Consider the following 22,702-nt stretch of genomic DNA (forward strand, 5'->3'; position numbering starts at 1 on the left):
GCTCACTTCGCCGTCGCGAGCTGCCCGCTGTCTGTGCCGAGCCGTGCCAGCGCCCGATAGGCGTCCATGTAGGAGGAAACCATGCGGTCGAGTGAAAAGCGCCGCTGCGCCTCGGCCCGGCAGGTCTCGGGATCCAGGCCGGACGCGGCAAGGATGGCCTGCGCCATCTCGTCGACATCCCCGACCAGATACCCGGTCTTGCCGTGCTCGACCACATCCGGCAGTGCGCCATTCGGGAAGGCCACCACGGGTGTGCCGCAGGCGAGCGCCTCCATGGCGACCAGCGAACTGGTTTCCGCGGCAAGGCTCGGGATGACCAGGCATCGGGCTGTGTTCAGCAGGTGCCGCTTGGCGACAAAGCGGACCGGACCAAGGAAGCGGCGCCGGTCGTCCAGCCGAGGTCCGACCTCGTCGCGAAAATACGCGGTGTGGGTTTCGTAAGGATAGACTTTGCCGCCGATGACCAACGGCACACCGGCCCTCTTGGCTGCGTCCAGCGCCAGATGGATGCCCTTCTCCGGGCAGACGCGGCTGAGCACGAGGGCAAAGTCGCGCTTGGTCTGCCGCTCGCTGAGCGCGTCGATGTCCACTCCGTTCGGGATCGGTTCGATGAGCCTGGCTCCCGGCGGCGCGGTTCTTTGCTGAGCCGCTGATACCGCATGCAGCCACAGATCCTCCCGTGTCGGATTGAGAGCGTCGGCCGGATACCAGTCGAGCGGCAAATGCAGGGTCACCAATGTCGGCCCGTCGCCCGGCAGATAGGCGTCGAAATCGATGCCGTGCAAATGAACCACGTCGATTGGCCAGCGAGCGCGTGCGGTAGCAATTGCAGCGCGATGAGCACGCTGCGCCCGGCGCTTCGCCGCTTCATCGAGCACGCCCGGTTCGGCCGGCGTCTCGATGAGAGTGCCCGCAGCGCTCGAGCCCTGGCAGCCGATCACGATCGAGCGGTGTCCGGCCTGTACGAGCGCCTGGTCGAGCATCGACAGCACCTGCTCGGCGCCGCCGACCGCATCCGGCCCGACCTGGGCGAGGGGATAGGCGACGTTGAGGACGGTAAGCGTCATGGCTGGAGAGCCGAAGCTCCTCACGCCGCGGAGGCGCGTAGCCTGCCGACGGAAGGGGCAGCGATGCTGCCGGCATAGCGGCGCGTCATTGCCGCGCAGAACTCGGCGAATTCCTCCGGCACCAGCGGCGGACTGCTGTGGTGCGGCATCATTCCGCGATGCTCCGGCGTGAAGCAGAAAGTAACGGTAACGTCGAAGTCGGCCAACGCCTCCATCTGCCGGTCGAACCAGTCAAGCGCGTTCGGCCTGAAGCTGTCGGCCCAGGAAAGTCCGGTACGCAGATTGGTGACGCCGAGGCGTTTCATCCAGGCAACGGCGTCATCAAGCCGGTGATCTTCGAAATGGAACCACTGCACCAGTCCTAATGCCGGCGTGTGGTGCAGGAACTCCTCGAGCGCGGGCTTTGGCGTGCCGTCCTGGCGAAGCAGGCCCATGTAGAAATGGCGATAGTAAGACGAGCCTTCCGCCTCGCGATGGCGCGTCGTCGCTTCCCACTCGCGCGGCAGGTCGTAGAGGCTGTACCATTGGATGCGCGGTGCGTTGCCGATCAGCAATTCCGCGGTCCGGCGCAGGCCCCAGACCTGTACCTCCTCGGCGCCGAAGGTCGACACGCCGACCTCACTGACCCATACCGGAAGATCGGTGACAGCCGAGATCTCGCCGATCTTCTGCGGCCATTCGTGGATCTGCCAGAGGTTCCAGTCGAGCGGAAAGCCGTGTACGGCGACCGCGTCTACGTGATCGAGCACGCCGAATTCCTTCATCCGTGTCATGAAGCCGGCATCGATCGGCGAGATGCCGCCCAGCACCTTGGTCAAGGCGGGATTCTCCGCCGCGATTGCGTCGGCGGCCATGATTGCCGTAGCGGCGAAGCCGCTCCAGTCGGGGTCGAGCTCGGGATCCCAGTGGGATTTGTTATTGGGCTCGTTCCAGATCATCGCGGCTTCAATCATTTATCTGTCCTTTCGATGGGTAGACGGCGCCGCCGCCGGCCGGCACGTCGGCGGTGCGGCAGAAATAGACCTCCTGTTCCGGTTGCAGCACGATCTTGAAGCCGGCGCTGCGAAGCATGGCTTCGGTGCATGCGCGATTGGGAATCCACCAGTTGGTCGGGTCGTCGGCGTAACGATGCTCGATGAAATGCAGCTTTGGGAATTCCGGCCGGTCGAAAAGGTCGTGGGTCCAGAAATGATAGTTCTGCTCGAGCGCCGGCACGTTGGTGCTGCCGCGTTGCATCGACTGGAAGATCATCAGGTCGTCGGCGACGTGCTCCCGGATCAGATCGAGTGCGAGCAGAGGATGGCGCAAATGGTAGAGCACGCCCATGAACAGCACGATGTCGAACCGCTCATGCAGTGCGCCAACGTCGTAGACCGAGAGCTGCCGGAATTCGATGTCGCAGTCTGCGACCTCGGCGGCAAAGCGCGCCTGCGCCAGGTAAGCTTCATCGAAGTCGATGCCTAGCACGCGGCCGGCGCCGCGACGTTTCATCTCGATCGAGTAGAAACCCGCATTGCAGCCTATGTCGAGCACCGCCTTACCGGAAAGATCGGCGGGAATCGCGTCGGCGAATTTGCGCCATTTGATCAGCGGATAATTGCCAAGGAAATGGTCGGGAGCGGTTTCGATGCCGGCCAGTTCCATATTGTGGAACCATGGGCCGAGCGCATCGATACGGCGGCGGATCTCGGCATCGGAATGCAGCATGGCTAGCCTCCTTCGCCTGCGAGGATAGGGACGTGCTGGTGGCCGGGCAGCGTAATGGCGGCTTGGTCGTCCTTGGTACCGGCGGCGCTTTCAAGCAGCCGCAATGCGGTGCGGTAGCCGTTGAAGGTGCCGACATCGACATAGGCGATGCCAGCCTTGATGCCATAGGCTTCGCCCCCGGCGGCGAGATAGGCGTTGACCAGTGTGCCGATATATTCGTCGCACCGGTCCCGTTCCCGCCACAGCGCGGCGAGCTGATGAAGGGTGCGGCCGGGCATCTTGAACGCACCCCAGATCCAGTTTGACGCGGCATTCTGTTGCTTGACCTGGATTTGCCTCACCCGGCCGTCCGGGTCGACAACGACGGCATCGAAGAACTCCGGCTGGTCCACCGGAAACAGCAGGAAGGACAGGCCGTCGTCCGGGAGGGCCAGGAACCCGTCTTCGGGAAACCAGATCGTGTCGGGCAACCCGACCAGAACGGTCTCGTCGGCCGCCGCGACGAGCGGTGCGGCGCGGAAGATGGCGTCGCAAAGGCCGACCGGAGAGGGCTGCACCACAAACAGAGCGGCCGCGTCGGCATAGCCGGCAGAATAATATTCCAGGATATCCGACTTACCCGAGCCGATGACGAAGCAGATCTTGTCGGCGCCGGCGCGCACCATGCGGCGCACCAGGTATTCGCTGACCGCGCAAGGCCGCTCGGTGTTGCCGTCGATGCGGCTGCCGACCGGCAGAAGCTCCTTCGAAAAGCCGAGCGGCTGGATGCGGCTCCCCCGTCCGGCTGCGGGCACGATGCCCAACATCAAACTGCCTCCTTCAACGGCTCGCCATGCGTGGAGCCGTGCAGTGCATCGGACAGGATGCGGTCGAATTCCTTCGCGCGTCGCGCCGAGGTGTGTTCGTCCAGCACCCGCTCGCGCGCACGGCGGCGGATCGCGTCAAGCTCGGCGTCGGACAGGTCGAGCGCGCCGATCACGTCGTCGGTGCTGTTGGCCACGACGATCTCTTCACCGGGCCGGAAAAAGGCCTCCAGTCCGGGCCATGTGTCGCTCACCATCGCAGCCCCGCAAGCGGCGGCTTCGAACAGCCGGCCGGAAGGACACCAGCCCCGTTCGGCCATCGCCTCGCGGGTCACGTTCAGGGTCAGTCGTGATGATGAAAAGAAGGCGGGGTGGTCGGCCGGCGGCAGATGCCGGACGAAGAAGATATTGTCGCTCCACGGGAATTCCTGCGGATATTGTGCGCCGCCAATAATGAAACGGCGATCCGGCAGGCGCGCAGCCGGGCTGACCAGCAACCTCTCGACCCCGGCCTGGCGGTCTGCCGCATAGGTTCCAAGATAGGACAGGTCGCCGGCAAACTCCGGCCTGGGCGGGGCGGGCCGGTGTCGCTCTGGATCGACATGGCCGTAGAGCGGCATGACGCGGCGTGCACCCAGCGTCGACCTCAATGCGTCGATCGCGGTTCCTCCCGTGTAGCTCAGCACGAGATCGAAATCGCGAAGCCCTTCCGGCCCGAAATAGGCCGGAGGCTCGCCTTGTTCGATCCGAGCCAGCGTCACCGGCGTGTCCAGATCGTAGAAGACCTTCAGCCCGCGACAGGCCTGGTGAGCAAGGCGCGACGCGCTCACGGCATCGGGACAATAGGAGGTGACGATGACGACATCGGCCTCTTTCATCGCCTGCTCGGCAACGCGCTGGATGTCGTTCCAATCCGGGTAAAGGACAAGGTTGCCGCCATCCAACTGGTCGAGATCGCGTGTACCGGCATAATAGGGGGTGTTGCGTTCGAAGAAGGTGATGGACCAGCCCAGCCCGGCCATCGCCCGGATCAATCCGCGCCACAGCGTGGCGTGGCCGTTGCCCCACGACGATGTCACGGTAAGACCGAAAATGACCATGCGCATCCGGCAAATTCCTCGTCAGGCAGCTTCGTTGAGTCTGATCAGCTTCGACCCCCACTCCCCCCAAACAACCGTGGTGATCGACGCTGGGTCGATATCGAAGCGAAAGCAGTTCCCCAGCGACAGGCCGAGCACTTTGCACACCGCGGCCTTGATGACGTCGGCATGGCTGACCAGTGCAACGCACTGGTTCTGGTAGGTGCCGCGGACCTGTTCGATCAGCAAGACGACGCGTTGCTGCACGTCCAGCATGGTCTCGCCGCTCGGCGTTCTCGCCTGCTGACGCTGGTCGTTCCACGCTCGCCAGTCGGCATCCTTGTTCAGCTCCTCGAAGGTCTTTCCCGACCAAGTGCCGAAGTCGATCTCATCGAGTTCCTCGCGGATCACGATTTCACCGGCATTACAGGCGAGCGCCATCGGATTGGCAGTCTCCTGCGTGCGTTCGCGCGGGCTGCAGAAGATTGCCGCTACCGGCTCGCGTGCCATACGGTCAGCCAGATGCGAGGCCTGTGCCCTGCCGGCTTCGCCGAGGCAAACGCCGGCCATCCGCCCGGCAAGATAACAGCCGACATTGTGGTGCGCGGCGTGGCGCACCAGAAAAAACGTCGTCGTCATTCCGCCGCATCGAGCATCGGCTCGTCCTTGCCGGCGATGAAAGAGAGCGTGCGCTGGCGGGCTTCCGCGTCGGTGAACTGCTCGGGCGGCGATTTCATGAAATAGCTGCAGGGGCCGGTCAGCGCGCCCGCGATGCCGCGGTCGAGCGCCAGCTTGGCGCAACGCACCGCATCGATGACGACTCCGGCCGAATTGGGCGAATCCCACACTTCCAGCTTGAGCTCGGCATTCAGCGGCACGCCGCCGAAGGTCGTGCCTTCGACCCGGATATAGGCCCACTTGCGGTCGGTCAGCCACGGGACATGGTCGCTCGGCCCGACGTGAATGTTGCCGGGCTCCAGGGGGACGTCGATCTGGCTGGTGACGGATTGCGTCTTTGAGATCTTCTTTGATTCCAGCCGCTCGCGTTCCAGCATGTTGAGGAAGTCGGTGTTGCCGCCGAAATTGAGCTGGTAGGTGCGATCGATGCGCACGCCGCGCTCGCGGAACAGGTTGGCGAGCAGCCGGTGGACGATCGTCGCACCAACCTGGCTCTTGATGTCGTCGCCGATCAGCGGCAGCCCGTGCTGCTCGAAGCGCCGGCGCCACTCCGGCCGCGAGGCGATGAAGACTGGTATGCAGTTGACGAAGGCGCAGCCCGCCTCGAGCGCGCACTCGGCGTAAAAGCGTGTTGCCTCCTCCGAACCGACAGGCAGATAGGACACCAGGATCTCGGCGCCGCTTTCGGCGAGGATGTTGCCGACATTGGCGACCGGCTCGTCGGACTCCTCGATCTCGTCGCGCAGATATTTGCCGATGCCGTCCAGCGTCGGTCCGCGTTCGACGCGAACGCCGGTAGGCGCAACGTTGGCAAAGCGGAAAGTATTGTTGGGCGCGCTGTAGATCGCGTCTGCCACATCACGTCCGACCTTGCCCTTGGCGACGTCGAAAGCGCAGACCACCTCGATGTCCTTGACATGGTAGCCGCCAAGATCGGCATGCATCAGCCCGGGTATGGGCTCATTGCTCCTTGCGTCGCGGTAATAGGTGATGCCCTGAACAAGGGAGGAGGCGCAGTTACCGACGCCGACTATTCCGATCCGAACTTTCTTCGATCCCACGAAACCGCTGCCTATGCTGTTGAAGGTAAGTTCTTCGTGCCAAACCGCCTTCCTCCCGGATTGTTCCTTGCCGGCTGTAAAAATCGTGCAACCGACGGTGGATCAAAGTAGCGCCCGCCGAGTTGTGCAGCCGGGGGGTGAGGCCAACCGGGACGAGACAATGATCGTCTATGGCGACCACAAGCAAACTGAGAGCGCGCGATATGTTCTCGCCTCGGCTTGCGATGCGGCCGGGCACATCGCGGACATGCCAAGCGGGATCGGACGGCACGCAGCCCTGGTCGGCCTGTTCATCAAGGTCTCGGAATTGGTCCAGGGCCTTGCCGACGCGGAATTCGAGGCCAGGGGCACGGACAGGAATTCCCCACAAAGGATCGCGGGCGCAAATCTCCTGGTCGGCTTGGCCCGGGACGTGGGCAGATCGTGGAGGGCCGGATTCGCCGTCGACGGCCCGGTCGATGCCGAAGTGCCGCGAATGTTGGCCGAACTCGAATGCGATGGCGACATTCTGACCGGCGCGGCTGAGGGCTACGCTCACTACGCGCTTTATCCGGAGAGCTATTTCGTCGCCGCGCGGCAGTCGGGTCTCGATGCGAACACATGCGTAATCGGCATCCGCAGCATCGGCCTTGGGCTTGCAGCGATGGTGGCTGCAGCCATCGGCGCGCCAGCACCCGTCAGCGTCCGTCCGACCGGCCACCCGTTTCGCAGGCGGCTTGCCGCCGATCCGGAGCTGATCAGCGGCTGGATGACGAAGCCGTCGGCCCGCTTTGCCATCGTCGATGAGGGCCCGGGTCTGTCCGGCAGCTCGTTCCATGCCGTCGTCGCATGGCTACAAGCGCTGGGCATCGATACCAGGCGCATCCATCTGTTCCCAAGTCATTTGGGTGGCCCGGGCCCCGAGACGTCGGCGGACATCCGTGAGGCATGGACGGTGTGCCAAAAACACACCGCGGATTTCGAACGGACTTTCCCCGCTGGATCCGCTCTGCCGGCGCTGCGGGATTGGGTGGCTAGAATGATCGGCCGCACAGCGGTCAGCCTGATGGAAATATCCGCCGGAGAGTGGCGTCGCTTGCATTATGGCTCGCAGGATCAGTGGCCGCCCGTTCATCGCGGCTTCGAGCGGCGGAAGTTCCTCGCTTCCGCCGGCCAGGAAAAATGGTCGGTCAAATTCGTCGGCCTCGGTGAAATCGGAATGCACAAGGCCGAGACCGCCAGGAGGCTGCACGACGCAGCCTTTGGCCCGGAAGTCGCCGGGCTGTGCCATGGCTTTCTGGTCGAACGCTGGATCGACGGCACAACGCTGGACCGGGCAACGCTTTCGAAAGAAAAATTGGTCGCTCACCTGGCGCGCTATCTCGCTTGGCGCGCAGCCAATCTGCCGGCCTCGGAGCCAGGCGCCTCGCTGGAGGCGCTTGCGGACATGGCCGTGCGGAATATAAGTGAAGCGCTGGGCGAACGCCGCGCGGCGGAGCTGCAGACCTGGTTCTCGAGACAGGCTCCAGCCAAGACCATGCAGCGGGTCGAGATCGACGGGCGGCTTCATCCGTGGGAGTTCATCCTTTCGCGCAGTGGAACGCTGGTCAAGACGGACGCCCTCGATCATTGCCGATCGCACGATCTGATCGGCTGCCAGGACATCGCCTGGGACATTGCCGGCGCCCGTGTCGAGTACAGCCTCTCCGACCCGGCGACTGGGGCGCTTTGCAAGGCCGTGGAAGCGAGAGCCTCCCGTCCCGTCGATGCCAATCTGGTCCAATACTATGAGCCCTGCTATCTTGCGTTCCAGCTTGGCTTGTGGAGCATGGCTGCACGATCTGGCGATGATAGGGAACAGATCCGGCTGGCGGTCGCGGCAAGACGTTATACCTCGATGTTGCTTCGTTTCCTGGAGAACCAAGGGGAGCTGCGGCCCTTCGACCAGGATCAGTCCAGCCGGCGAAGCATGTCCGCTTCCTTTTCGAGGATGGCGACTACCTCCTCCCGCTGAAGATGCGTCATCATCAGGCTCACGCAACATTCCAGATAGGTGATGGAGGCGCGCCGCAGGAAGGCAGCCGTCTCCTTTGCGGCCATTTGCTCGATGTCTTTGGCGGATCGCTTCGGATGCACAATCGTCTCCATGCCGGTACCTTGGCAGAACCAGAAGCTGGACGGGTTGTTCCCGCGACGAGAAAAAGTGACCAAATCCGAAACGACCGCGCGATCATGCAGCGGCCAGACGCTCCCCGCCTCAGGCCGGCAGGTTTTGCAGCCGGCCTGAGGCAGAACGCACGGTGGCGGCAATTTGACGTCTTCTGTCGATCATCTGCGCCGTCTCAAGCTCGGCAAAATAGCCGATCGTGCGCATCAAACCTTGCCTGAGCGGCACTTTTGGCGACCAGCCGAGAAGCTTCTTTGCGCGGGAAATGTCGGGTTGCCGACGACGAGGATCGTCTTGCGGCAGCGGCAGGAATTTCAGGCCCGATTTGGTTGCGGTCATGCCTCTCACCAAGCTCGCCAGTTGCAGGATGGTGAACTCCCCCGGATTGCCCAGATTGACCGGCTGGCGTGGATTGGGATCGACGTCCATCAACCGGATCAAGCCGTCGACCAGATCGGAAACGTAGCAGAACGACCTGGTCTGCAGCCCGTCGCCGAATATCGTCAGCGGCCGTCTCTCGAGTGCCTGCATGATCAGATTGGAAACGATCCGTCCGTCCGCAGGGTCCATCCTGGGGCCGTAGGTGTTGAAGATGCGCGCGACACGGATATCGGCTTTTCCCATTCTCAAATAATCGAAGCATAAGGTTTCGGCGGTGCGCTTACCTTCGTCATAGCAGGCGCGGGGGCCGATACAGTTCACGTGGCCGACATAGTCTTCCTTCTGCGGATGCTGTTCGGGATCGCCATAAATTTCGCTGGTGGACGCCTGCAGGAAGCGGGCGCCACTACGGGCGGCGAGCTCCAGCAGATTGAGCGTCCCGATCACACAAGTCCGCGTCGTGTGGACCGGGTCGGCCTGGTAACGCGGCGGCGATGCCGCGCATGCCATGTTGAAGATGCGATCCACCGGTTCGCCAAGCTCCAACGGCCGGCAAATGTCTTGCTTGATCAGCCGAAAATCCGGACGATCGGCGATCGATGCTATGTTCTCCATGCGGCCGGTAAGGAAATTGTCGACGCAGATCACGCGCCAGCCGGCCTGGAGCATTGTCTCGCAAAGATGCGAACCGAGGAAGCCGGCGCCGCCGGCGACAAGCACGGTCCTGGTCCGTTGCGCCTTTCTTGATAGCTGCATCTCTATCTTCTCCCGTCTGCGGGTCATGCTGCGCTCTCGACGTCCAGATCGAGAACAGAACGTGGCGATTTGGCCTGCGCCAGCAGCGCAACGAATTCGCGGGCTCTTGCGATGCTTGTGTGAGCTGCCAGGATGAGCACGCGCGCCTGCGTGGCCATGGCAAGCCGGGCGCCGTCGGATTCTCCAGACAGGATACCGATTATGTCCTCGGTCCTGCGCGCCGTGTGAATCGTCCGCCCTGGAAACAGGCTGTCCAGTCCGGCCCAGCTATCGCTGATGATCGCCGTGCCGCAGGCCGCTGCCTCGAAGAGTCGCACGCTGGGCGACCATCCGGCCGCGATCATGGAACTGCGCGTGACGTTCAACGTGTAGCGTTGGCGGCTGTAAAAGGCGGCATGGTCTGCCGGCGGCAGGTGTTCGATGCGATCGACATTGTCCGGCCAGGCGATTTCGCGCGGATATTGCGAGCCGGCAACGACGAAGCGACGCTCCGGCATGCGACGCGCCGGTTCGAACAGCAGGGCCTCCAGCGCCGCCTGGCGGTCGGGGCTGTACGTGCCGAGATAGCCGAGATCCCAGCGGATTGGGTCACCGGTTCCGTGATGCCGTTCCGGGTCGACGGAGCAGTAGAGCGGCTCGGCCCGCCTCGCGCCGAATTCCGCCGTCAGACGGGCAAGCGTCGGCCCGCCGGTGAAAGAGAAGTAGACATCGAAATACGGGACCTGCCGCCTGGCAATATACTCGCAATCATCGGTTGAAAGCCTTGCCAGCGTGACCGGCGTGTCGACGTCGTAGAAGCAGAACTGACCTGTGCACAGTGATGCCACGACGTCGATGATTTCAGGGCCTTCGGGAACGAAGGAGCCGACGACCACGATATCGGCATCGCGCAGGCAGCGCGCAAAATTGCGGCGAAGATCGTCGGTCGTTTCATAGTAGCGCAACGCGCAGAAATCGGGATCGCGCAGATCCCGGTGACTTGCGTACCACGGCACGTCGCGTTCGAGAAAGGTGACGCGGTGACCGAGTTCGTGGAGACCTTTAAGCAGCCCCCGAAAGGTGGTGGCGTGGCCGTTTCCCCAGGATGAGGAGAGCGAGAGGCCAAGAAAGACGATGTCGAGCGGCTTCGTCATTCGGCCGCCTCCACGGTCGGACGCTCGAAATGGCGCCTGAAAATGGCGTCGGCCAAAACGGCCCGTGTCGTATAGGTATGTTCGCCAAGTACCCGCCGAAGCGCGGATGCCCCGATCGCCTTGGCCCGTTCAGCGCTAAGGCTTTGCATGATCTCGGCGACATCCTCGCCATCGCGCGCGACCAGGATTTCCTCGCCGGGTTTCAGGAACAGGTCCACACCGAGCCAGGCGTCGGTGATGAGGCATGCGCCGGCGCCGGCTGCCTCGAACACGCGCGTCGCCGGTGAGAAGCCATTGGCCGCCATGCTGTCGCGGCTGATGTTGAGCACCGCCTTGGCCGTGACGTTCAGTGCATTGTGATCACGCGTGCCGACATGGCCGAGCCATCGGACATTGGCGGGCATCTGCTTGTCGCCCCAGCCAGATCCGCCGAGCAGGAAGCGCTGATCGGCCGAGCGGCCGGCCGGGTCGAGGAAGAAGGCCTCGACGCGCGCCTCGCGGTCCGGCAGCCGGTTGCCGAGGAAGGCGAGATCGCAGGCGAAACGCATATCCTTGCCGACCGGATGATGCGTTTCCGGATCGAGCGCATTGTAGATCGGCACGCATTCGGCCGCCCCCATGGCCCGATAGGCCCAGACCACCGGGTCGCCGCCGCCATAGGTCAGCACGAGGTCGATTTCCTGCAACGCGCGATGCAGCGGATGGTCGGGTTCATCGCGCAACTGGCCGAGCGTCGCCGGCGCATCGACATCCCAGAATACGGTCAGCGCATCGGCACGGGCGTGATCGAGCACCGCCCGCAACAGCGCGTCGTCGGCGAAACCGACGCCACTCGCCTTGACGACGATATCCGCCTCCGCCGCCCACGCGGCCACCTGCATCATGGCATGCGGGGTGGCCTCGTAGACGACCACGGCACACCAGTCCGGCGCCTCCATGTCGCGGTTTTTCTGGCGATCGTAGACGTCCGGCTCGTAGAAGGTGATGTCATAGCCGAGCCTTGCCAGGGCCTTGAGCAATCCGCGGTAATAGGTTGCCGCGCCGTTCCAATAGGACGACAGCAGGCTCGATCCGTAGAATGCGATCTTCATTCGGCTGCCTCCTTTGCAAGGATCGTGTCGGCGGCTCGGCGGTGCCCGCATTCGGCGAGCACGCCGAACAATTCATCCGCCCGGTGCCGGCATGTGTGCCGCAGGCGGATGGTCTCGAGGCCCGACGTCGCCAGAGAAGCGGCGAGATCCGCATCATGCAGCACGGCGCGAAGATGACGCCGCATCTCGAAGCCATTATTTGCAAACAGGAAATCGGTGCCGGGCCTGAACAAGCGTTCGACATCGGACCAGGGCGCCGAAACAAGCGGAATGCCGCAGGCGAGCGCCTCGAACATGCGGATGGTCGGGATGCCGGGCAGGCTTTCGCGATATGGACGCCGCGGGATGTGAACCGTGATGCGGTTCGCCGCGAATGCCTTCGGCACGTCGGCATTGGCGATCCAGCCTTCGTAGCGCAGGCCGGCGGCCGCAAGGTCGGCGAGCGCCTCCGGCGGATAGCGAACGCCGTGGACGGTTCCGCTCAGGCCGAGCTCACGTACCGGGCCGACCAGGAACTCCCTGATTTCGGCGCTGCGCTCGTCGTCGCCCCAATTGCCGATCCAGATAAGGTCGGAACTACGCTCGATTTCAGGATGCGGCTGGAACAGGTGGTCATCGGCTGCCTCGTGCCAGGTGAAGACCCGCTTGCCCCATCCGGCGCGGAGATAGCTTTCCCGCAGCGCCTCGCCGAAGGCGAGCACGCCGTCATAATGTTCAAGCCGCAAGGAGGAGATCGCTTGCGTGGCTGATATGGCGCGATGGTGCGTGTCGTGGAACAGCAGCGTGAAACGCCCGCCATTCGCTTTCGCCCTGCCCAGCCGCGCGACAAGACCCGGCTCGGTCCACTCATGCACGATCACCACATCGGCATCGGAGATCCAGGCTTCGTGGTCGAAGGCGGCGTCATAGGTGACCGGCATCAACTCGGGAAAGTCCTTCCGGAATCGTTCGATCGCGAAGGATCCTTTCTCGGCCAGCAGGTTCGACCGGCTCCAGCCGTCGGCGGGCTCCAGCGCGATAGCCTGGTGCCCGCGCACGACCAGCTCACGCATGATGCCGCGCAGGAAATGTGCGTTGCCGTGGTTCCAGTCGGAAACGATCGAATGGGTGTAGAACAAAAACCGCATAATCAACTATCCGCCATGGTGGCCAGGGCCGCCTTGTCGTAGACGCCGCGCATGGCGGTCGCCTGTCTTGCCAGTGAAAACCTGCGGCTTCGGCGGGCCGCTGCCTCACCGAGTTCTCGCCGGCGCTGCGCGTCGCTGCAAAGGCTGCTGATGCATCTGGCGAGATCGCCCGGATCGCGCGCGTCGTAGAACATGGCCGCGTCGTCCCACAGTTCGCGATAGGTCGAAATATCGGCGAGCACCAAAGGCGTCTTCGACATCGCGGCTTCCAGCGTGGCCAGGCCGAACGGTTCGTAGAGCGACGGCGATACGAAAATGCCGGCCCGCGCCATCAGCAAGCGCACTTCCTCATGCGGTACCGGCCCGACGGGAACGGCGTGGCTGAAGCCAACATGCTGGCCGTCCGGCCCTTGCAGCGAGCCGGCGACGAAGATCGGCCATTGCGTCAGTGAGGCGGCCCGGTCCAGCACCGCCGCATTCTTTCCTTCGTCCCACCAGCGCGCAGCGGCGAAAACGACCGATTCCCGCCTTTCGCTCTTCGGCCCGGGCCGTGCACCGTTGCCGACGACGCTCAGGCGGGCGATCGGCCCGTAGCAGGTTTCCAGCATGTCGGCATGGCTGCGGCTGGGTGCAACGACCATGCCTGCGTCGTCGAGACCGCGCCGGTTGCGGTCCTTCTGCCAAGCCCAATCGCCGTCCGCCGCCTGTCCTTTGACGGCGTGGAACCATGTCACCACGCAGGAATGCGACACCGCCACGACCGGGCAGGGCACGTCGAGCCCCGCAGCCTGCGTCGGCGCGTTGAGATGGACGATTTCGATGGCGTAGTCACGGATGAGCGGGAGCAGCTCCTGCTGCAATGTGTCGAGGTCGTGCTCGTTGCGGGTCATCCAGTCGGGCGGCGTGTTGAGCCAGGTCAGCGCCGCGAATGACTGGGCCTCCTCGGCCTGCTGCCTGGACGGTTCCGGACCAAGCCCGGCAAGCACGACGCTATCGCCGCCGGCGACCAGTTGCCTGGCCAGATCGAGCGCATAGCGCCAGACGCCGCCGACGGCATCGACAGTCATCAGGATGCGACGCGGCGGGCTCAGTGTCCGCAACATGTGGCCTCCAATTCAGCCAGCGGACGCGGACGCTTCTCCTGGATGTCGCTGAACGTCCGGAAGGATGCGAGGTAATGTTCATGCGCGCGCTCCCAGGCGAGATCGTCCGGCTCGCCCCAAAGTTCGCGGTAGCTGGGCGAACTCGGATAGGGATAAAGCGGCACCGGTTCGTTGGCCCAAACGCCGTTGTCGATCAGGTGCTTTCGCCAATAGTCGACCAGCGCGGGATCGTCTTCGACCACGCCGATGAGATTGGCCTGAACGAACGGCACATGGCGCCTTGCGTCGACCAGCAACGCAGCCAGTTCCTCGGTTCCCAGCCGGCAGCGTTTTGCCAGCATGGCGCGGCCTTCCACCGTCAGGCTTTCGAGCCCCGCCTCGATCGAGACGCAGCCGGCTGCGCCGAGCAGTTTCAGCAGTTCCGGTTTCCAGAGGTCGATGCGCGTCTGCACGCCGAACTTCACACCGCGATCGACCAGCGCTTCCAGCAATGCCTTTTGCGGCAGGAATATCTCGTCGATGAAGTAGATGTAGCCGACGCCCTGTGCGATCAGCCGGTCGATCTCGGCGATCACCGCTTCGTGGTTCCGGCGGCGATAGGCGTCGCGGAAATCGATCTTGGCGCAGAAGCTGCAATTATACGGGCAGCCGCGCGAAGCCTCGACCTCGGCGCCAAAGCCGACCTGGTTGTCGTCGAAGCGGTGATGGTGGTGCGAATGGGCGGCAATCCAGTCCGATGGCCATTCGAGCGCTGGGTGATCGATGAACGAGCTCGCACGCACGCCGCCGTTCGAAACCAGTTCTCCATCCTCAAAATGGGCGGTGGACGGCACAGCATTCCAGTCGTTGCGCCGGGCGAGTTCCGCGACCACTTCCTCGCATTCGCCGCGCACGACAATGTCGACGCCAAGCTTGCGCAAAGTCGGCGCCGGCGTCGCCGAGCCATGCGGCCCGACGGCGACGGTGCGGCCGCCGCACCCGGCAAGATGGTTGAGGAACTCAGCTGGCACGCGCAACTCGGGCGGTGCGCAGCGCCAGAACAGGTAGGTCGGCGCGGTGCTGACGACGGTCATATCAGGCTCGAAAGTGGCGACGCGATCGGCAAGCGCGGCATTGTCGAGCTTCTGGATCTGCCCGTCCAGCATCAGTACCTCGTGGCCGGCGGCTTCGAGCAAGGCTTTCGAATAGCCGAGTTCGAGCGGCAGATGCGGCTGGCGGCAGCCGAAATAGATGCTGTCCTGGTAGGTCCAGGACGGATTGACCAGAGCGACCTTCATGCCACGTACCTCGCCGGTTCGGGATGCGGGTCGACGCGATGACGATGCAGCCAGTCGGCGAGGTCGCGGATGCCGTTTCGCCACGAGACATGCGCTTTCCATCCTAGCGCCGCCTCGATCGCGCGTGTGTCGGCGACGAAGAATGGTTGGTCGCCGGTGCGTTCGCGGTCGTAACGGATCGAAACGTCCCGTTTCGTTATGTCGCAAATCTCGTTCAGTAGTATGCGCAGGCTGACGGCGTTTTCCGGTCCGCCGCCGAGATTGAATGCCTGGCCCTTGATTTCTTCGATCCGGTCGAGCACCGCGCGGTAGGCCGCTACCGCGTCGGCAACATGCAGGATGTCGCGCACCTGCTTGCCGTCGCCATAGATAGTGATCGGCCGGTCGGAGAACGCGCTAAGCAGGAAATGGGCGACCCAGCCCTGATCCTCCGTCCCGAACTGGCGCGGTCCATAGATGCAGCTCATGCGCAGCACCGCCGTCGGAAGATCGTATGACTTGGCGTAGTCGAGGACATACTGGTCCGCCGCGCCCTTGGAGCAGCCATAGGGCGTGCAGAAATCAAGGCCGCGCGTCTCGTCAATGCCGTGCGCCTGGATGCTGGCGTCGCAAGGCGCATATTTGCCGTCGTCTTCGCGCATCGCAATGTCAGCGAGCCGCCCATAGACCTTGTTGGTGCTGGCGAAAACGACGGGGATGCGTTTGCCGCTGCGGCGAGCGGCTTCCAGGACGTTGAACGTTCCGCGCAGGTTGATGTCGAAATCCTCGTCCGGCCGAACCAGGCTCGTGGTGACGGCGGTCTGCGCGGCAAAGTGGAAAACCGCCTTCGAACCAGCCACCAGCGGCATCAGCGCCTCGGCCTCGCGGATATCGACGATTTCAATGATGAGACGGCTGCCGTGCTTTTGCGTCAGCCATTCCAAGTTCTGCTCGACGCCGGGACGGCTCAGATTATCGATGACCAGAACCGGTTCGCCATCCGACAACAGGCTGTCGGCGAGGTTGGAGCCGATGAAGCCGCTGCCGCCGATAATGGCGACAGGCGCTTCGCGAAAATCGGGTGAATCCGGTCTCATGATACCAGCCCTCGCGCTTCGAGTTCCCGCTTCATCTCGGCGCTGCGATCGATGGCGACGGTGTTGCGCACCCATGCGACGAAATCGCCGAGCGAATGCTCCAGCCGGAATTGCGGCTGGAAGCCGAGCAGTTCGCGCGCCTTCGATATGTCGGCAAAGCAATTGCGGATATCGCCGGAGCGTGCCTTGCCGAGGATTTCCGGCTGGCGGCCAGGCACGCCCATTGCTTCGGCGAGCAGCCGGGCGACGTCGCTGACTGCGTACGCCCGCCCGCTGCCGATGTTGATGACGTGGCTGCGCGCCTGGGGCTGTTCCAGCGCCAGCCGGAAGGCGCGGGCAACGTCGCGCACGTGCACGAAATCGCGCTGCTGTTCGCCGTCCTCGAAAATCAGCGGCCGCTGGCCATTGGCGATGCGCGAGGCGAAGTTCGCCAGGACGCCGGTATACGGGTTCGAGAGCGCCTGTCCGGCGCCGAAGACATTGAACAGGCGCAGTGCCACTGCGTCGACGCCATAGGCATCACCGAAGATCAGCACGGCGCGTTCCTGGGCGTATTTTGTCAGCGCGTAGATCGAGGCGAGGTCGACCGGTTTCTGCTCGTCGGTCGGCAGCGGCGATAGGACTTCGCCTTCCGGCGACAGGGGATTCCATTGGCCATTGCGGATGTCGTCCGGCTGCCGTCTTGCATTGTCGATGCGCCGGCCGTCCGGCGTGGCATAGAGACCCTCGCCATAGACGCTCATCGACGAAGCAACGACGATCCGTTCGATCGGGCGTTTGATCAGCGCTTCCAGCAGCGTGGCGGTGCCGAGGTCGTTGGCGCCGACATAGCGGGCGATCTCGTACATGGACTGGCCGACGCCGACTTCGGCCGCCAGGTGAATGATCGCGTCGACATCGTCGACCGCCTCTGCGATGGCCTCGCGATCGCGAACGTCGCCTTTGATCAGCTTGGCGCCTGGCGGCAGGCTGATTGCCTCGCCGCCATGCACCTGGTCCAGCAACGCATCGAGAATTGAAACCCCATAGCCATGTTCAACGAGTTCCTGGGCGACGTGGCGGCCGATAAAACCGCAGCCTCCCGTGACCAGTATACGTTTCACGACAACTCCTCATACGAATGGCTTTGCCGCCCCAAACTTCCGGGCGAAAGGTTTGTTCCCTTGCTTCAACAAAGTTCCCGAGCGCTGCGCTCCGGAAGCGACCGCCTTGGGCTGGGCGCGGGAACATCGAAGCGCGCTTGGTGTTAGGAGCCATAATCGACCAACCGCGCGCATATGCTCGGCAGCAATGCATCTGCTGGTTGTACGAAGGCAGACCGGGATCTCGCGGTGTGCGGTGGAATCGAAGGGAGATTGGAATGTCTGAATCGAAGACGACCACCGATCATGATGAAATCCGCCGTTGGGCCGAGGATCGCGATGGCCGGCCGGCGGTGGTGCGCACCAAGGGCGAGGGCGGCATACTGCGCATCGACTTCGGCGAGCCTGAAGAGACGTTCGAGCCCGTCGAGTGGGACGAGTTCTTCAGGATATTCGATGAGAACGAACTGGCCTTCCTCTACCAGGAAGAGACCAGCGGCGGCAAAACCAGCCGCTTCAACAAATTCGTCGAGCGCAGCCGGAAAGGCTGACCTCGTCCGATTGCCGGCAACTGCCGCGGTCAGTGCAGCAGGTTCGCTCCACGTGCCCTGACGATGTTTCGCATGATGCCGTTGAGCCAGTCCTCGGTGGAGGAGCCGGATCGCCTGCTGTCGATCTCGCCGATCGCCTGCTCCAGCGTCCGCTCGACCAGCCGGTCGGAAGCGTCCACGTCTCCCAGCAGCAGACGTGCCGCGAGCCTGAGCTTCGGCAGAAGCGAAAATACGTCATCGGACGGCTCCGGCACCTGGCCCTCTTTCGATGTTGACGTCTCGGGCGGGAAAAGAGCATCGAACACGGCTTGGCCGTCCGAGGATTTTCTCAGGCTGCTGGCGTGGCGAAGCCGCTCCGGAATGATGATGTCTTCGTCGCCGCTGAAAAACACGAATGGCACGCCGCGGCGCATCAGTTCGTCCGCGATCGGGAATACCCGTCGTCCGTTGAGATTGACGTCCAGGATCGCGGCTTCCGCCTCATCCGTATGTTTCGATGCCTGTTCGACCGTCGCCACGGGGCCAAGCACCACGGCGCCCATCTTGCTGAAATAGCGTGCAAGATCGCCCGCCAGCATCCATTCGTCCTCGACGATCAGAATATGCAAGCCTTGCAGGTCGCGCACCTCATTGTTCCTTCTTGCTACGGGGATCTACGGCTGTCGGCGCGGACTTGTCCAAAATGGCGGGCCATAGCCTCTTGCAACCGTTCCGCGAGCGCGAGCAGGCGAGGCGGGATTTCTTCGGATACCGGGACCTTGGCCAGATCCGGCGAGCGTAACGAGATTTGTTTTGCCGGCTTTGTCTCAGATGGTCGTTTTGCCATTGGAACCGCCACGAAAACCGGATGTTAATGCCCACCGGCGGTGCTTTGTTCCGTTCGTGGACTATTTACTGGCCCGAGGCTCGGCCCGGTTCTAGTCTGAGGGCCGATTTGGCGGTTTCGCGGGCGCGGCTGTTACCGGGGCATGGCATGGTGTTCCAGAATGGAAGATTTCCTATTGTCGGCGTCGGCGCATCCGCTGGCGGCATTCCCGCGATGGAGGGCCTGTTCAAAGGACTGACCGGCGGCACCGGCATGGCGTTTGTCGTCGTCACGCATCTCAGCCCGGAACGGGAGAGCCTGCTGCACGAGGTCATCCGACATTACACCGAAATGCCGGTCGTCGTGGCCGAGGAGGGCGTGGCGGTGCAACCGGACCAGGTCTATGTGATGCCGCAAAACGTCGTCCTCACCATCCGTAACGGCGCGCTTTCGCTGCGCCGGCCGAACACGCTCAACCGCGAACGCAAGCCGATCGACATCTTCTTCAGCGCATTGGCCGAGGACCAGGGCGAGTATGCCGTCGGCGTTATCCTGTCGGGTGGCGATTCGGACGGCACGCTCGGCGCCCGGGCCATCAAGGAGCATGGCGGGCTGACCATTGCCCAGGCCTCCAACGGCTACGGCCCCCGCAATCCAGATATGCCGCAGAGTGCGATTTCGAGCGGCCTGATCGACATAGCGGCGCCCGCCGAGCAGATCGGCGCAAAGCTTCAGGCGTTTGCCCGCGGCTTCGATGTGCTGAACGGCCTCGTCGAAGCGGACGACGAGCACAAGGCAGAGATGGATCGGGCCCGCGATGAAATCTACGCCATTTTGCGCAGCCATTCCGGTCACGACTTTTCCGGCTACAAACCCAAGACGTTCCTGCGTCGCGTAAGGCGGCGCATGCAGATCACGCAGCTACAGTCGATCACCACCTATATAGAGCGGCTGAAGAGGGATCCCGACGAGGTGGCGAAGCTGTTTCGCGACCTGCTCATCAATGTCACCAGCTTTTTTCGCGACGCCGAAGCGTTCAAATTGCTGGAGGACAAGATCATACCGCAGATTTTCGAAGGCAAGAGCGCCTCCGATGCGGTGCGCGTCTGGGTGCCCGGCTGCGCCACCGGCGAGGAAGTATTCTCGATCGGCATGCTGATGCGCGAGCGTATTGACAAGCTTTCGGCGCCGCCGCGCGTCCAGATATTCGCGACCGACATCGTCGAGCCGGCGCTCGCGGTGGCGCGTGCGGCGCGTTATCCCGAAGCGTTGCTGCACGGGCTATCGCCACAGCGCAGGCAACGCTTTTTCCACAGCGACGGCGAGAGCTATGTGCTGGGTCCAGAGGTGCGGGAACTCTGCATTTTTTCACCGCACAGCGTAATCCGCGATCCTCCCTTCTCGCGCATCGACATGATTTCGTGCCGCAACCTGCTGATCTATTTCGGCCCGCAGATCCAGAACCGGGTCATTCCGATCTTCCATTACGCGCTGAGGCCGGGCGGTTATCTGTTCCTGGGCACGTCGGAAAGCGTCGGTCAGTACAGCGACCTGTTTGCCACGGTCGACAAGAAGCACCGGATATTCCAGGCGCGGGAACATGCCACGCCACGGCCGCCGGTCCTGGTCGGCAATGGCCGCACGGCTGCCTTTCCGGTCGCAAGCGGCGGCTCGAAGAAGGATGCCGCCGGCCGTTCTCTCCGCCAGGCGATCGAGGCTCAGGTGCTGGAGCGGTTCGCCCCGCCTCACGTGCTGGTCAATGGCGATGGCGACATCGTCTACTATTCGGCGCGGACGGGCAAATATCTGGAAGCGCCGCAAGGCGCCCCGAGCCGGCAGTTGCTGACCCTGGCCCGTCGTGGGCTGAGACTTGATCTGCGCGCCGCGTTGCGGGAAGCAGTCACGACGCGCCGCACGGTCGTGCGGGAGAACATAGCTGTCGAGGAAGACGACGGACAGCTTCAGTTCATTACGCTGACGGTCGAACCGTACACCGGGCGCGGCAATGGCGAGTCCCTCTACCTCGTCCTGTTCAATCCGGTGGCACAGGCCCAGCTACGCCTCGAGCCGGCAGGCAAAAGCAGTGGCACCGACGGCGCGTCTGAACTCGAACGGGAGTTGCGCGACACGCGCGATCGGCTGCAGTCGACCATCGAGGAATATGAAACCGCGCTGGAGGAAGTAAAGTCTTCGAACGAGGAGCTCGTCTCCGTCAATGAAGAGGCGCAGTCGACAAACGAAGAGCTTGAGGCCTCGAAGGAGGAGATGCAGTCGCTCAACGAAGAGCTCAACACCATCAACGCCGAGTTGACTGGCAAGATAGAGGAGCTCGATCGCGCAAACAACGATCTCAAAAACCTGTTCGAAAGCACAGAAATCGCGACCATCTTCCTCGACCGCAACCTTGTGGTGCGGACTTTTACGCCCGCGGCATCGTCCTTCTTCAACTTGCGTCCATCCGATGTCGGCCGGCCGCTGACCGATCTTTCGAGCCGGCTCGACTACCCCGAGCTGAAGGGGCACATCCAGGCTGTGTTCGAGTCGGGAGAGACCCTGAACCATCATCTTGCGCGCGACGACAACGACCGCTCTCACCTGGTTCGCATCAACCCCTATCGGGACAAGAGCGGCAGCATCCACGGCGTGGTCGTGACACTGATCGACGTGACGACACTGGCGCAGGCTGAAGAGCGTCAGCAGGTGCTCATCTCCGAGCTGAACCACCGGGTCAAGAACATGCTGGCGGTTGTCGCCAGCATCACCAACCGTACGCGTGAATACTCGGCGTCGAAAGACGAGTTCGCCGACGCCTTGATAGGTCGCCTGCATGCAATGTCACGTGCCTACAGTCTGCTCTCGCGTGAGAGCTGGACGGAAGCCTCCGTCGAGGAATTGCTGCGCCAGGAACTCGACCCCTTCGGGCCTGAACGGTTTAAGCTTGATGGCGAGAGGGTAAGCCTCAAGCCGGCACAAGGGCTTTCGTTCGGCATGGCGATTCATGAGCTGGCGACCAATGCCGCCAAATATGGCGCATTGTCGAAGCCAGCCGGGCGGATAGTTGTTAAATGGTCGGTGGCGGACGGGACCTTCAGGTTCGTCTGGCGCGAGAAGGGCGGCCCTCGCATCAAGCAGCCAACCGACAGCGGCTTCGGCCTTACCCTTCTACGCGGAGAAATCGGTTACCGACTGGGCGGAAAGGTTGAAACAACTTTCCACTCGAATGGTTTGGAGGCGGAAATCGCATTCCCACTGACCCGCGAGGGCTCGTCGTGACCGGACAGATGCGCGTGCTGATTGTCGAGGACGAATGGCTGATCGCCGACGACGCGGCGGTTTACCTGCGCAAAGCCGGCCATCAGGTGGTTGGACCGGTGTCGTCGGTGACGGCGGCACTTCGGCTCGTTGGCGAAGGCGGCATCGACGCGGCGTTGTTGGATATCCAGTTGAACGACGAAACCAGCTATCCGATCGCGGAAGCGTTGCAAACGCGCGGTGTTCCGTTCGCCTTCCTCTCCGGGTACGGCGAACGCGAAATTCCGGCCGAGTTCCGCACTTGCAGGATCGTGCAGAAGCCGGCGAGCCAGAGTGCGATCCTGAATGCCGTGGATGAGCTCGCGCGCGCCGGCTGAATTCCTGTCATTCCAGCGGCCCGCCCTTTCAATCCAGCGGCTTGTCGGTCGGGCGCGGCGTGGTGCCAGCCTGCCGCCGCCGATTCCGGGTCGAGGCCTGCCGGAACCATTTCCGCCATCGTTTGTTCGGCTCGAAGAAAGGAGCCGCGC

The 22,702-nt window shown here is 63.2% G+C and carries 20 protein-coding genes; 4 read left to right on the forward strand and 16 right to left on the reverse strand.

Annotated features, from left to right (window positions below; translation table 11 throughout):
- Nucleotides 1-2: 2 nt before the first annotated feature.
- From NKJ72_RS07375 to NKJ72_RS07405, 7 genes are read right to left on the reverse strand one after another with little or no spacing between them, the layout of a single operon-like run.
- Nucleotides 3-1,067, reverse strand: coding sequence for a glycosyltransferase family 4 protein (locus NKJ72_RS07375; protein ID WP_352476456.1), 1,065 nt, complete (start codon nucleotides 1,065-1,067; stop codon nucleotides 3-5).
- A 20-nt stretch (nucleotides 1,068-1,087) separates the two neighbouring features.
- Nucleotides 1,088-2,020 (reverse strand): glycoside hydrolase 5 family protein, encoded by a 933-nt coding sequence (locus tag NKJ72_RS07380; RefSeq protein WP_352476457.1) that lies wholly within the window; start codon nucleotides 2,018-2,020, stop codon nucleotides 1,088-1,090.
- Entirely contained in the window at nucleotides 2,013-2,774 is a 762-nt protein-coding gene (locus NKJ72_RS07385; protein ID WP_352476458.1) for a TIGR04290 family methyltransferase, read from the reverse strand. The genes NKJ72_RS07380 and NKJ72_RS07385 overlap by 8 nt, the downstream gene beginning before the upstream one ends.
- Nucleotides 2,775-2,776: 2 nt before the next feature.
- On the reverse strand, nucleotides 2,777-3,580 hold the full coding sequence (locus NKJ72_RS07390; protein WP_352476459.1) for a nucleotidyltransferase family protein: 804 nt from the start codon (nucleotides 3,578-3,580) through the stop codon (nucleotides 2,777-2,779).
- Entirely contained in the window at nucleotides 3,580-4,683 is a 1,104-nt protein-coding gene (locus NKJ72_RS07395) for a CgeB family protein (RefSeq protein ID WP_352476460.1), read from the reverse strand. Before NKJ72_RS07395 ends, NKJ72_RS07390 begins: the two co-directional genes overlap by 1 nt.
- A 15-nt stretch (nucleotides 4,684-4,698) precedes the next feature.
- Nucleotides 4,699-5,295, reverse strand: a complete 597-nt coding sequence (locus tag NKJ72_RS07400; protein ID WP_352476461.1) for a histidine phosphatase family protein — start codon at nucleotides 5,293-5,295, stop codon at nucleotides 4,699-4,701.
- Complete coding sequence (locus tag NKJ72_RS07405) at nucleotides 5,292-6,395, reverse strand: inositol-3-phosphate synthase (RefSeq protein ID WP_352476462.1); 1,104 nt, start codon at nucleotides 6,393-6,395, stop codon at nucleotides 5,292-5,294. Before NKJ72_RS07405 ends, NKJ72_RS07400 begins: the two co-directional genes overlap by 4 nt.
- Nucleotides 6,396-6,555: 160 nt before the next feature.
- Between NKJ72_RS07405 and NKJ72_RS07410 the strand changes: the two genes are divergently transcribed.
- Complete coding sequence (locus tag NKJ72_RS07410; RefSeq protein ID WP_352476463.1) at nucleotides 6,556-8,388, forward strand: hypothetical protein; 1,833 nt, start codon at nucleotides 6,556-6,558, stop codon at nucleotides 8,386-8,388.
- 243 nt (nucleotides 8,389-8,631) lie between these two features.
- Here NKJ72_RS07410 and NKJ72_RS07415 read toward each other — a convergent pair whose 3' ends face one another.
- The 8 genes from NKJ72_RS07415 to NKJ72_RS07450 are packed head-to-tail and all read right to left on the reverse strand — an operon-like array spanning nucleotide 8,632 to nucleotide 17,588.
- Nucleotides 8,632-9,678, reverse strand: coding sequence for a UDP-glucuronic acid decarboxylase family protein (locus tag NKJ72_RS07415; RefSeq protein WP_352476464.1), 1,047 nt, complete (start codon nucleotides 9,676-9,678; stop codon nucleotides 8,632-8,634).
- Between the two features lie 23 nt (nucleotides 9,679-9,701).
- The gene (locus NKJ72_RS07420; RefSeq protein ID WP_352476465.1) at nucleotides 9,702-10,811 is read right to left on the reverse strand and encodes a CgeB family protein; all 1,110 of its coding nucleotides are present in this window, start codon (nucleotides 10,809-10,811) and stop codon (nucleotides 9,702-9,704) included.
- Nucleotides 10,808-11,902, reverse strand: coding sequence for a CgeB family protein (locus tag NKJ72_RS07425; protein WP_352476466.1), 1,095 nt, complete (start codon nucleotides 11,900-11,902; stop codon nucleotides 10,808-10,810). Before NKJ72_RS07425 ends, NKJ72_RS07420 begins: the two co-directional genes overlap by 4 nt.
- Nucleotides 11,899-13,029, reverse strand: coding sequence for a CgeB family protein (locus NKJ72_RS07430; protein ID WP_352476467.1), 1,131 nt, complete (start codon nucleotides 13,027-13,029; stop codon nucleotides 11,899-11,901). Before NKJ72_RS07430 ends, NKJ72_RS07425 begins: the two co-directional genes overlap by 4 nt.
- Before the next feature lie 2 nt (nucleotides 13,030-13,031).
- Nucleotides 13,032-14,132: a glycosyltransferase family 4 protein gene (locus NKJ72_RS07435; protein WP_352476468.1), complete on the reverse strand. Its 1,101-nt coding sequence runs from the start codon at nucleotides 14,130-14,132 to the stop codon at nucleotides 13,032-13,034.
- Complete coding sequence (locus tag NKJ72_RS07440; protein WP_352476469.1) at nucleotides 14,117-15,409, reverse strand: TIGR04295 family B12-binding domain-containing radical SAM protein; 1,293 nt, start codon at nucleotides 15,407-15,409, stop codon at nucleotides 14,117-14,119. Before NKJ72_RS07440 ends, NKJ72_RS07435 begins: the two co-directional genes overlap by 16 nt.
- Entirely contained in the window at nucleotides 15,406-16,485 is a 1,080-nt protein-coding gene (locus NKJ72_RS07445; protein WP_352476470.1) for an NAD-dependent epimerase/dehydratase family protein, read from the reverse strand. The genes NKJ72_RS07440 and NKJ72_RS07445 overlap by 4 nt, the downstream gene beginning before the upstream one ends.
- Nucleotides 16,482-17,588 carry an NAD-dependent epimerase/dehydratase family protein gene (locus NKJ72_RS07450; RefSeq protein WP_352476471.1) on the reverse strand — a complete coding sequence of 369 codons (1,107 nt, stop codon included), beginning with the start codon at nucleotides 17,586-17,588 and terminating at the stop codon, nucleotides 16,482-16,484. The genes NKJ72_RS07445 and NKJ72_RS07450 overlap by 4 nt, the downstream gene beginning before the upstream one ends.
- Nucleotides 17,589-17,845: 257 nt before the next feature.
- On the opposite strand from NKJ72_RS07450, the gene NKJ72_RS07455 reads away from it, so the two are divergent.
- A complete protein-coding gene (locus tag NKJ72_RS07455) occupies nucleotides 17,846-18,118 on the forward strand; it encodes a hypothetical protein (RefSeq protein WP_352476472.1) in 273 nt (90 codons plus the stop codon).
- A 29-nt stretch (nucleotides 18,119-18,147) separates the two neighbouring features.
- Here the strand turns inward: NKJ72_RS07455 and NKJ72_RS07460 are convergent, their stop codons facing one another.
- The gene (locus NKJ72_RS07460) at nucleotides 18,148-18,744 is read right to left on the reverse strand and encodes a response regulator (RefSeq protein WP_352476473.1); all 597 of its coding nucleotides are present in this window, start codon (nucleotides 18,742-18,744) and stop codon (nucleotides 18,148-18,150) included.
- Between the two features lie 347 nt (nucleotides 18,745-19,091).
- On the opposite strand from NKJ72_RS07460, the gene NKJ72_RS07465 reads away from it, so the two are divergent.
- Both NKJ72_RS07465 and NKJ72_RS07470 read left to right on the forward strand, forming a co-directional pair.
- Entirely contained in the window at nucleotides 19,092-22,196 is a 3,105-nt protein-coding gene (locus NKJ72_RS07465) for a CheR family methyltransferase (protein ID WP_352476474.1), read from the forward strand.
- Complete coding sequence (locus tag NKJ72_RS07470) at nucleotides 22,193-22,552, forward strand: response regulator (protein ID WP_352476475.1); 360 nt, start codon at nucleotides 22,193-22,195, stop codon at nucleotides 22,550-22,552. The genes NKJ72_RS07465 and NKJ72_RS07470 overlap by 4 nt, the downstream gene beginning before the upstream one ends.
- Nucleotides 22,553-22,702 lie beyond the last annotated feature (150 nt).

Origin of the sequence: Mesorhizobium sp. M0045 (genome assembly GCF_040323385.1) — a bacterium.
In the GTDB taxonomy this organism is placed as follows: domain Bacteria; phylum Pseudomonadota; class Alphaproteobacteria; order Rhizobiales; family Rhizobiaceae; genus Mesorhizobium.

What these genes read in the sequence shown, in the direction of transcription:
- NKJ72_RS07420 (WP_352476465.1), bottom strand. Translation starts at nt 10,811, where the DNA reads ATGACGAAGCCGCTCGACATCGTCTTTCTTGGCCTCTCGCTCTCCTCA.
- NKJ72_RS07375 (WP_352476456.1), bottom strand. Translation starts at nt 1,067, where the DNA reads ATGACGCTTACCGTCCTCAACGTCGCCTATCCCCTCGCCCAGGTCGGG.
- NKJ72_RS07400 (WP_352476461.1), bottom strand. Translation starts at nt 5,295, where the DNA reads ATGACGACGACGTTTTTTCTGGTGCGCCACGCCGCGCACCACAATGTC.
- NKJ72_RS07430 (WP_352476467.1), bottom strand. Translation starts at nt 13,029, where the DNA reads ATGCGGTTTTTGTTCTACACCCATTCGATCGTTTCCGACTGGAACCAC.
- NKJ72_RS07380 (WP_352476457.1), bottom strand. Translation starts at nt 2,020, where the DNA reads ATGATTGAAGCCGCGATGATCTGGAACGAGCCCAATAACAAATCCCAC.
- NKJ72_RS07465 (WP_352476474.1), top strand. Translation starts at nt 19,092, where the DNA reads ATGGTGTTCCAGAATGGAAGATTTCCTATTGTCGGCGTCGGCGCATCC.
- NKJ72_RS07455 (WP_352476472.1), top strand. Translation starts at nt 17,846, where the DNA reads ATGTCTGAATCGAAGACGACCACCGATCATGATGAAATCCGCCGTTGG.
- NKJ72_RS07395 (WP_352476460.1), bottom strand. Translation starts at nt 4,683, where the DNA reads ATGCGCATGGTCATTTTCGGTCTTACCGTGACATCGTCGTGGGGCAAC.
- NKJ72_RS07415 (WP_352476464.1), bottom strand. Translation starts at nt 9,678, where the DNA reads ATGCAGCTATCAAGAAAGGCGCAACGGACCAGGACCGTGCTTGTCGCC.
- NKJ72_RS07425 (WP_352476466.1), bottom strand. Translation starts at nt 11,902, where the DNA reads ATGAAGATCGCATTCTACGGATCGAGCCTGCTGTCGTCCTATTGGAAC.
- NKJ72_RS07385 (WP_352476458.1), bottom strand. Translation starts at nt 2,774, where the DNA reads ATGCTGCATTCCGATGCCGAGATCCGCCGCCGTATCGATGCGCTCGGC.
- NKJ72_RS07440 (WP_352476469.1), bottom strand. Translation starts at nt 15,409, where the DNA reads ATGAAGGTCGCTCTGGTCAATCCGTCCTGGACCTACCAGGACAGCATC.
- NKJ72_RS07390 (WP_352476459.1), bottom strand. Translation starts at nt 3,580, where the DNA reads ATGTTGGGCATCGTGCCCGCAGCCGGACGGGGGAGCCGCATCCAGCCG.
- NKJ72_RS07410 (WP_352476463.1), top strand. Translation starts at nt 6,556, where the DNA reads ATGATCGTCTATGGCGACCACAAGCAAACTGAGAGCGCGCGATATGTT.
- NKJ72_RS07435 (WP_352476468.1), bottom strand. Translation starts at nt 14,132, where the DNA reads ATGTTGCGGACACTGAGCCCGCCGCGTCGCATCCTGATGACTGTCGAT.
- NKJ72_RS07445 (WP_352476470.1), bottom strand. Translation starts at nt 16,485, where the DNA reads ATGAGACCGGATTCACCCGATTTTCGCGAAGCGCCTGTCGCCATTATC.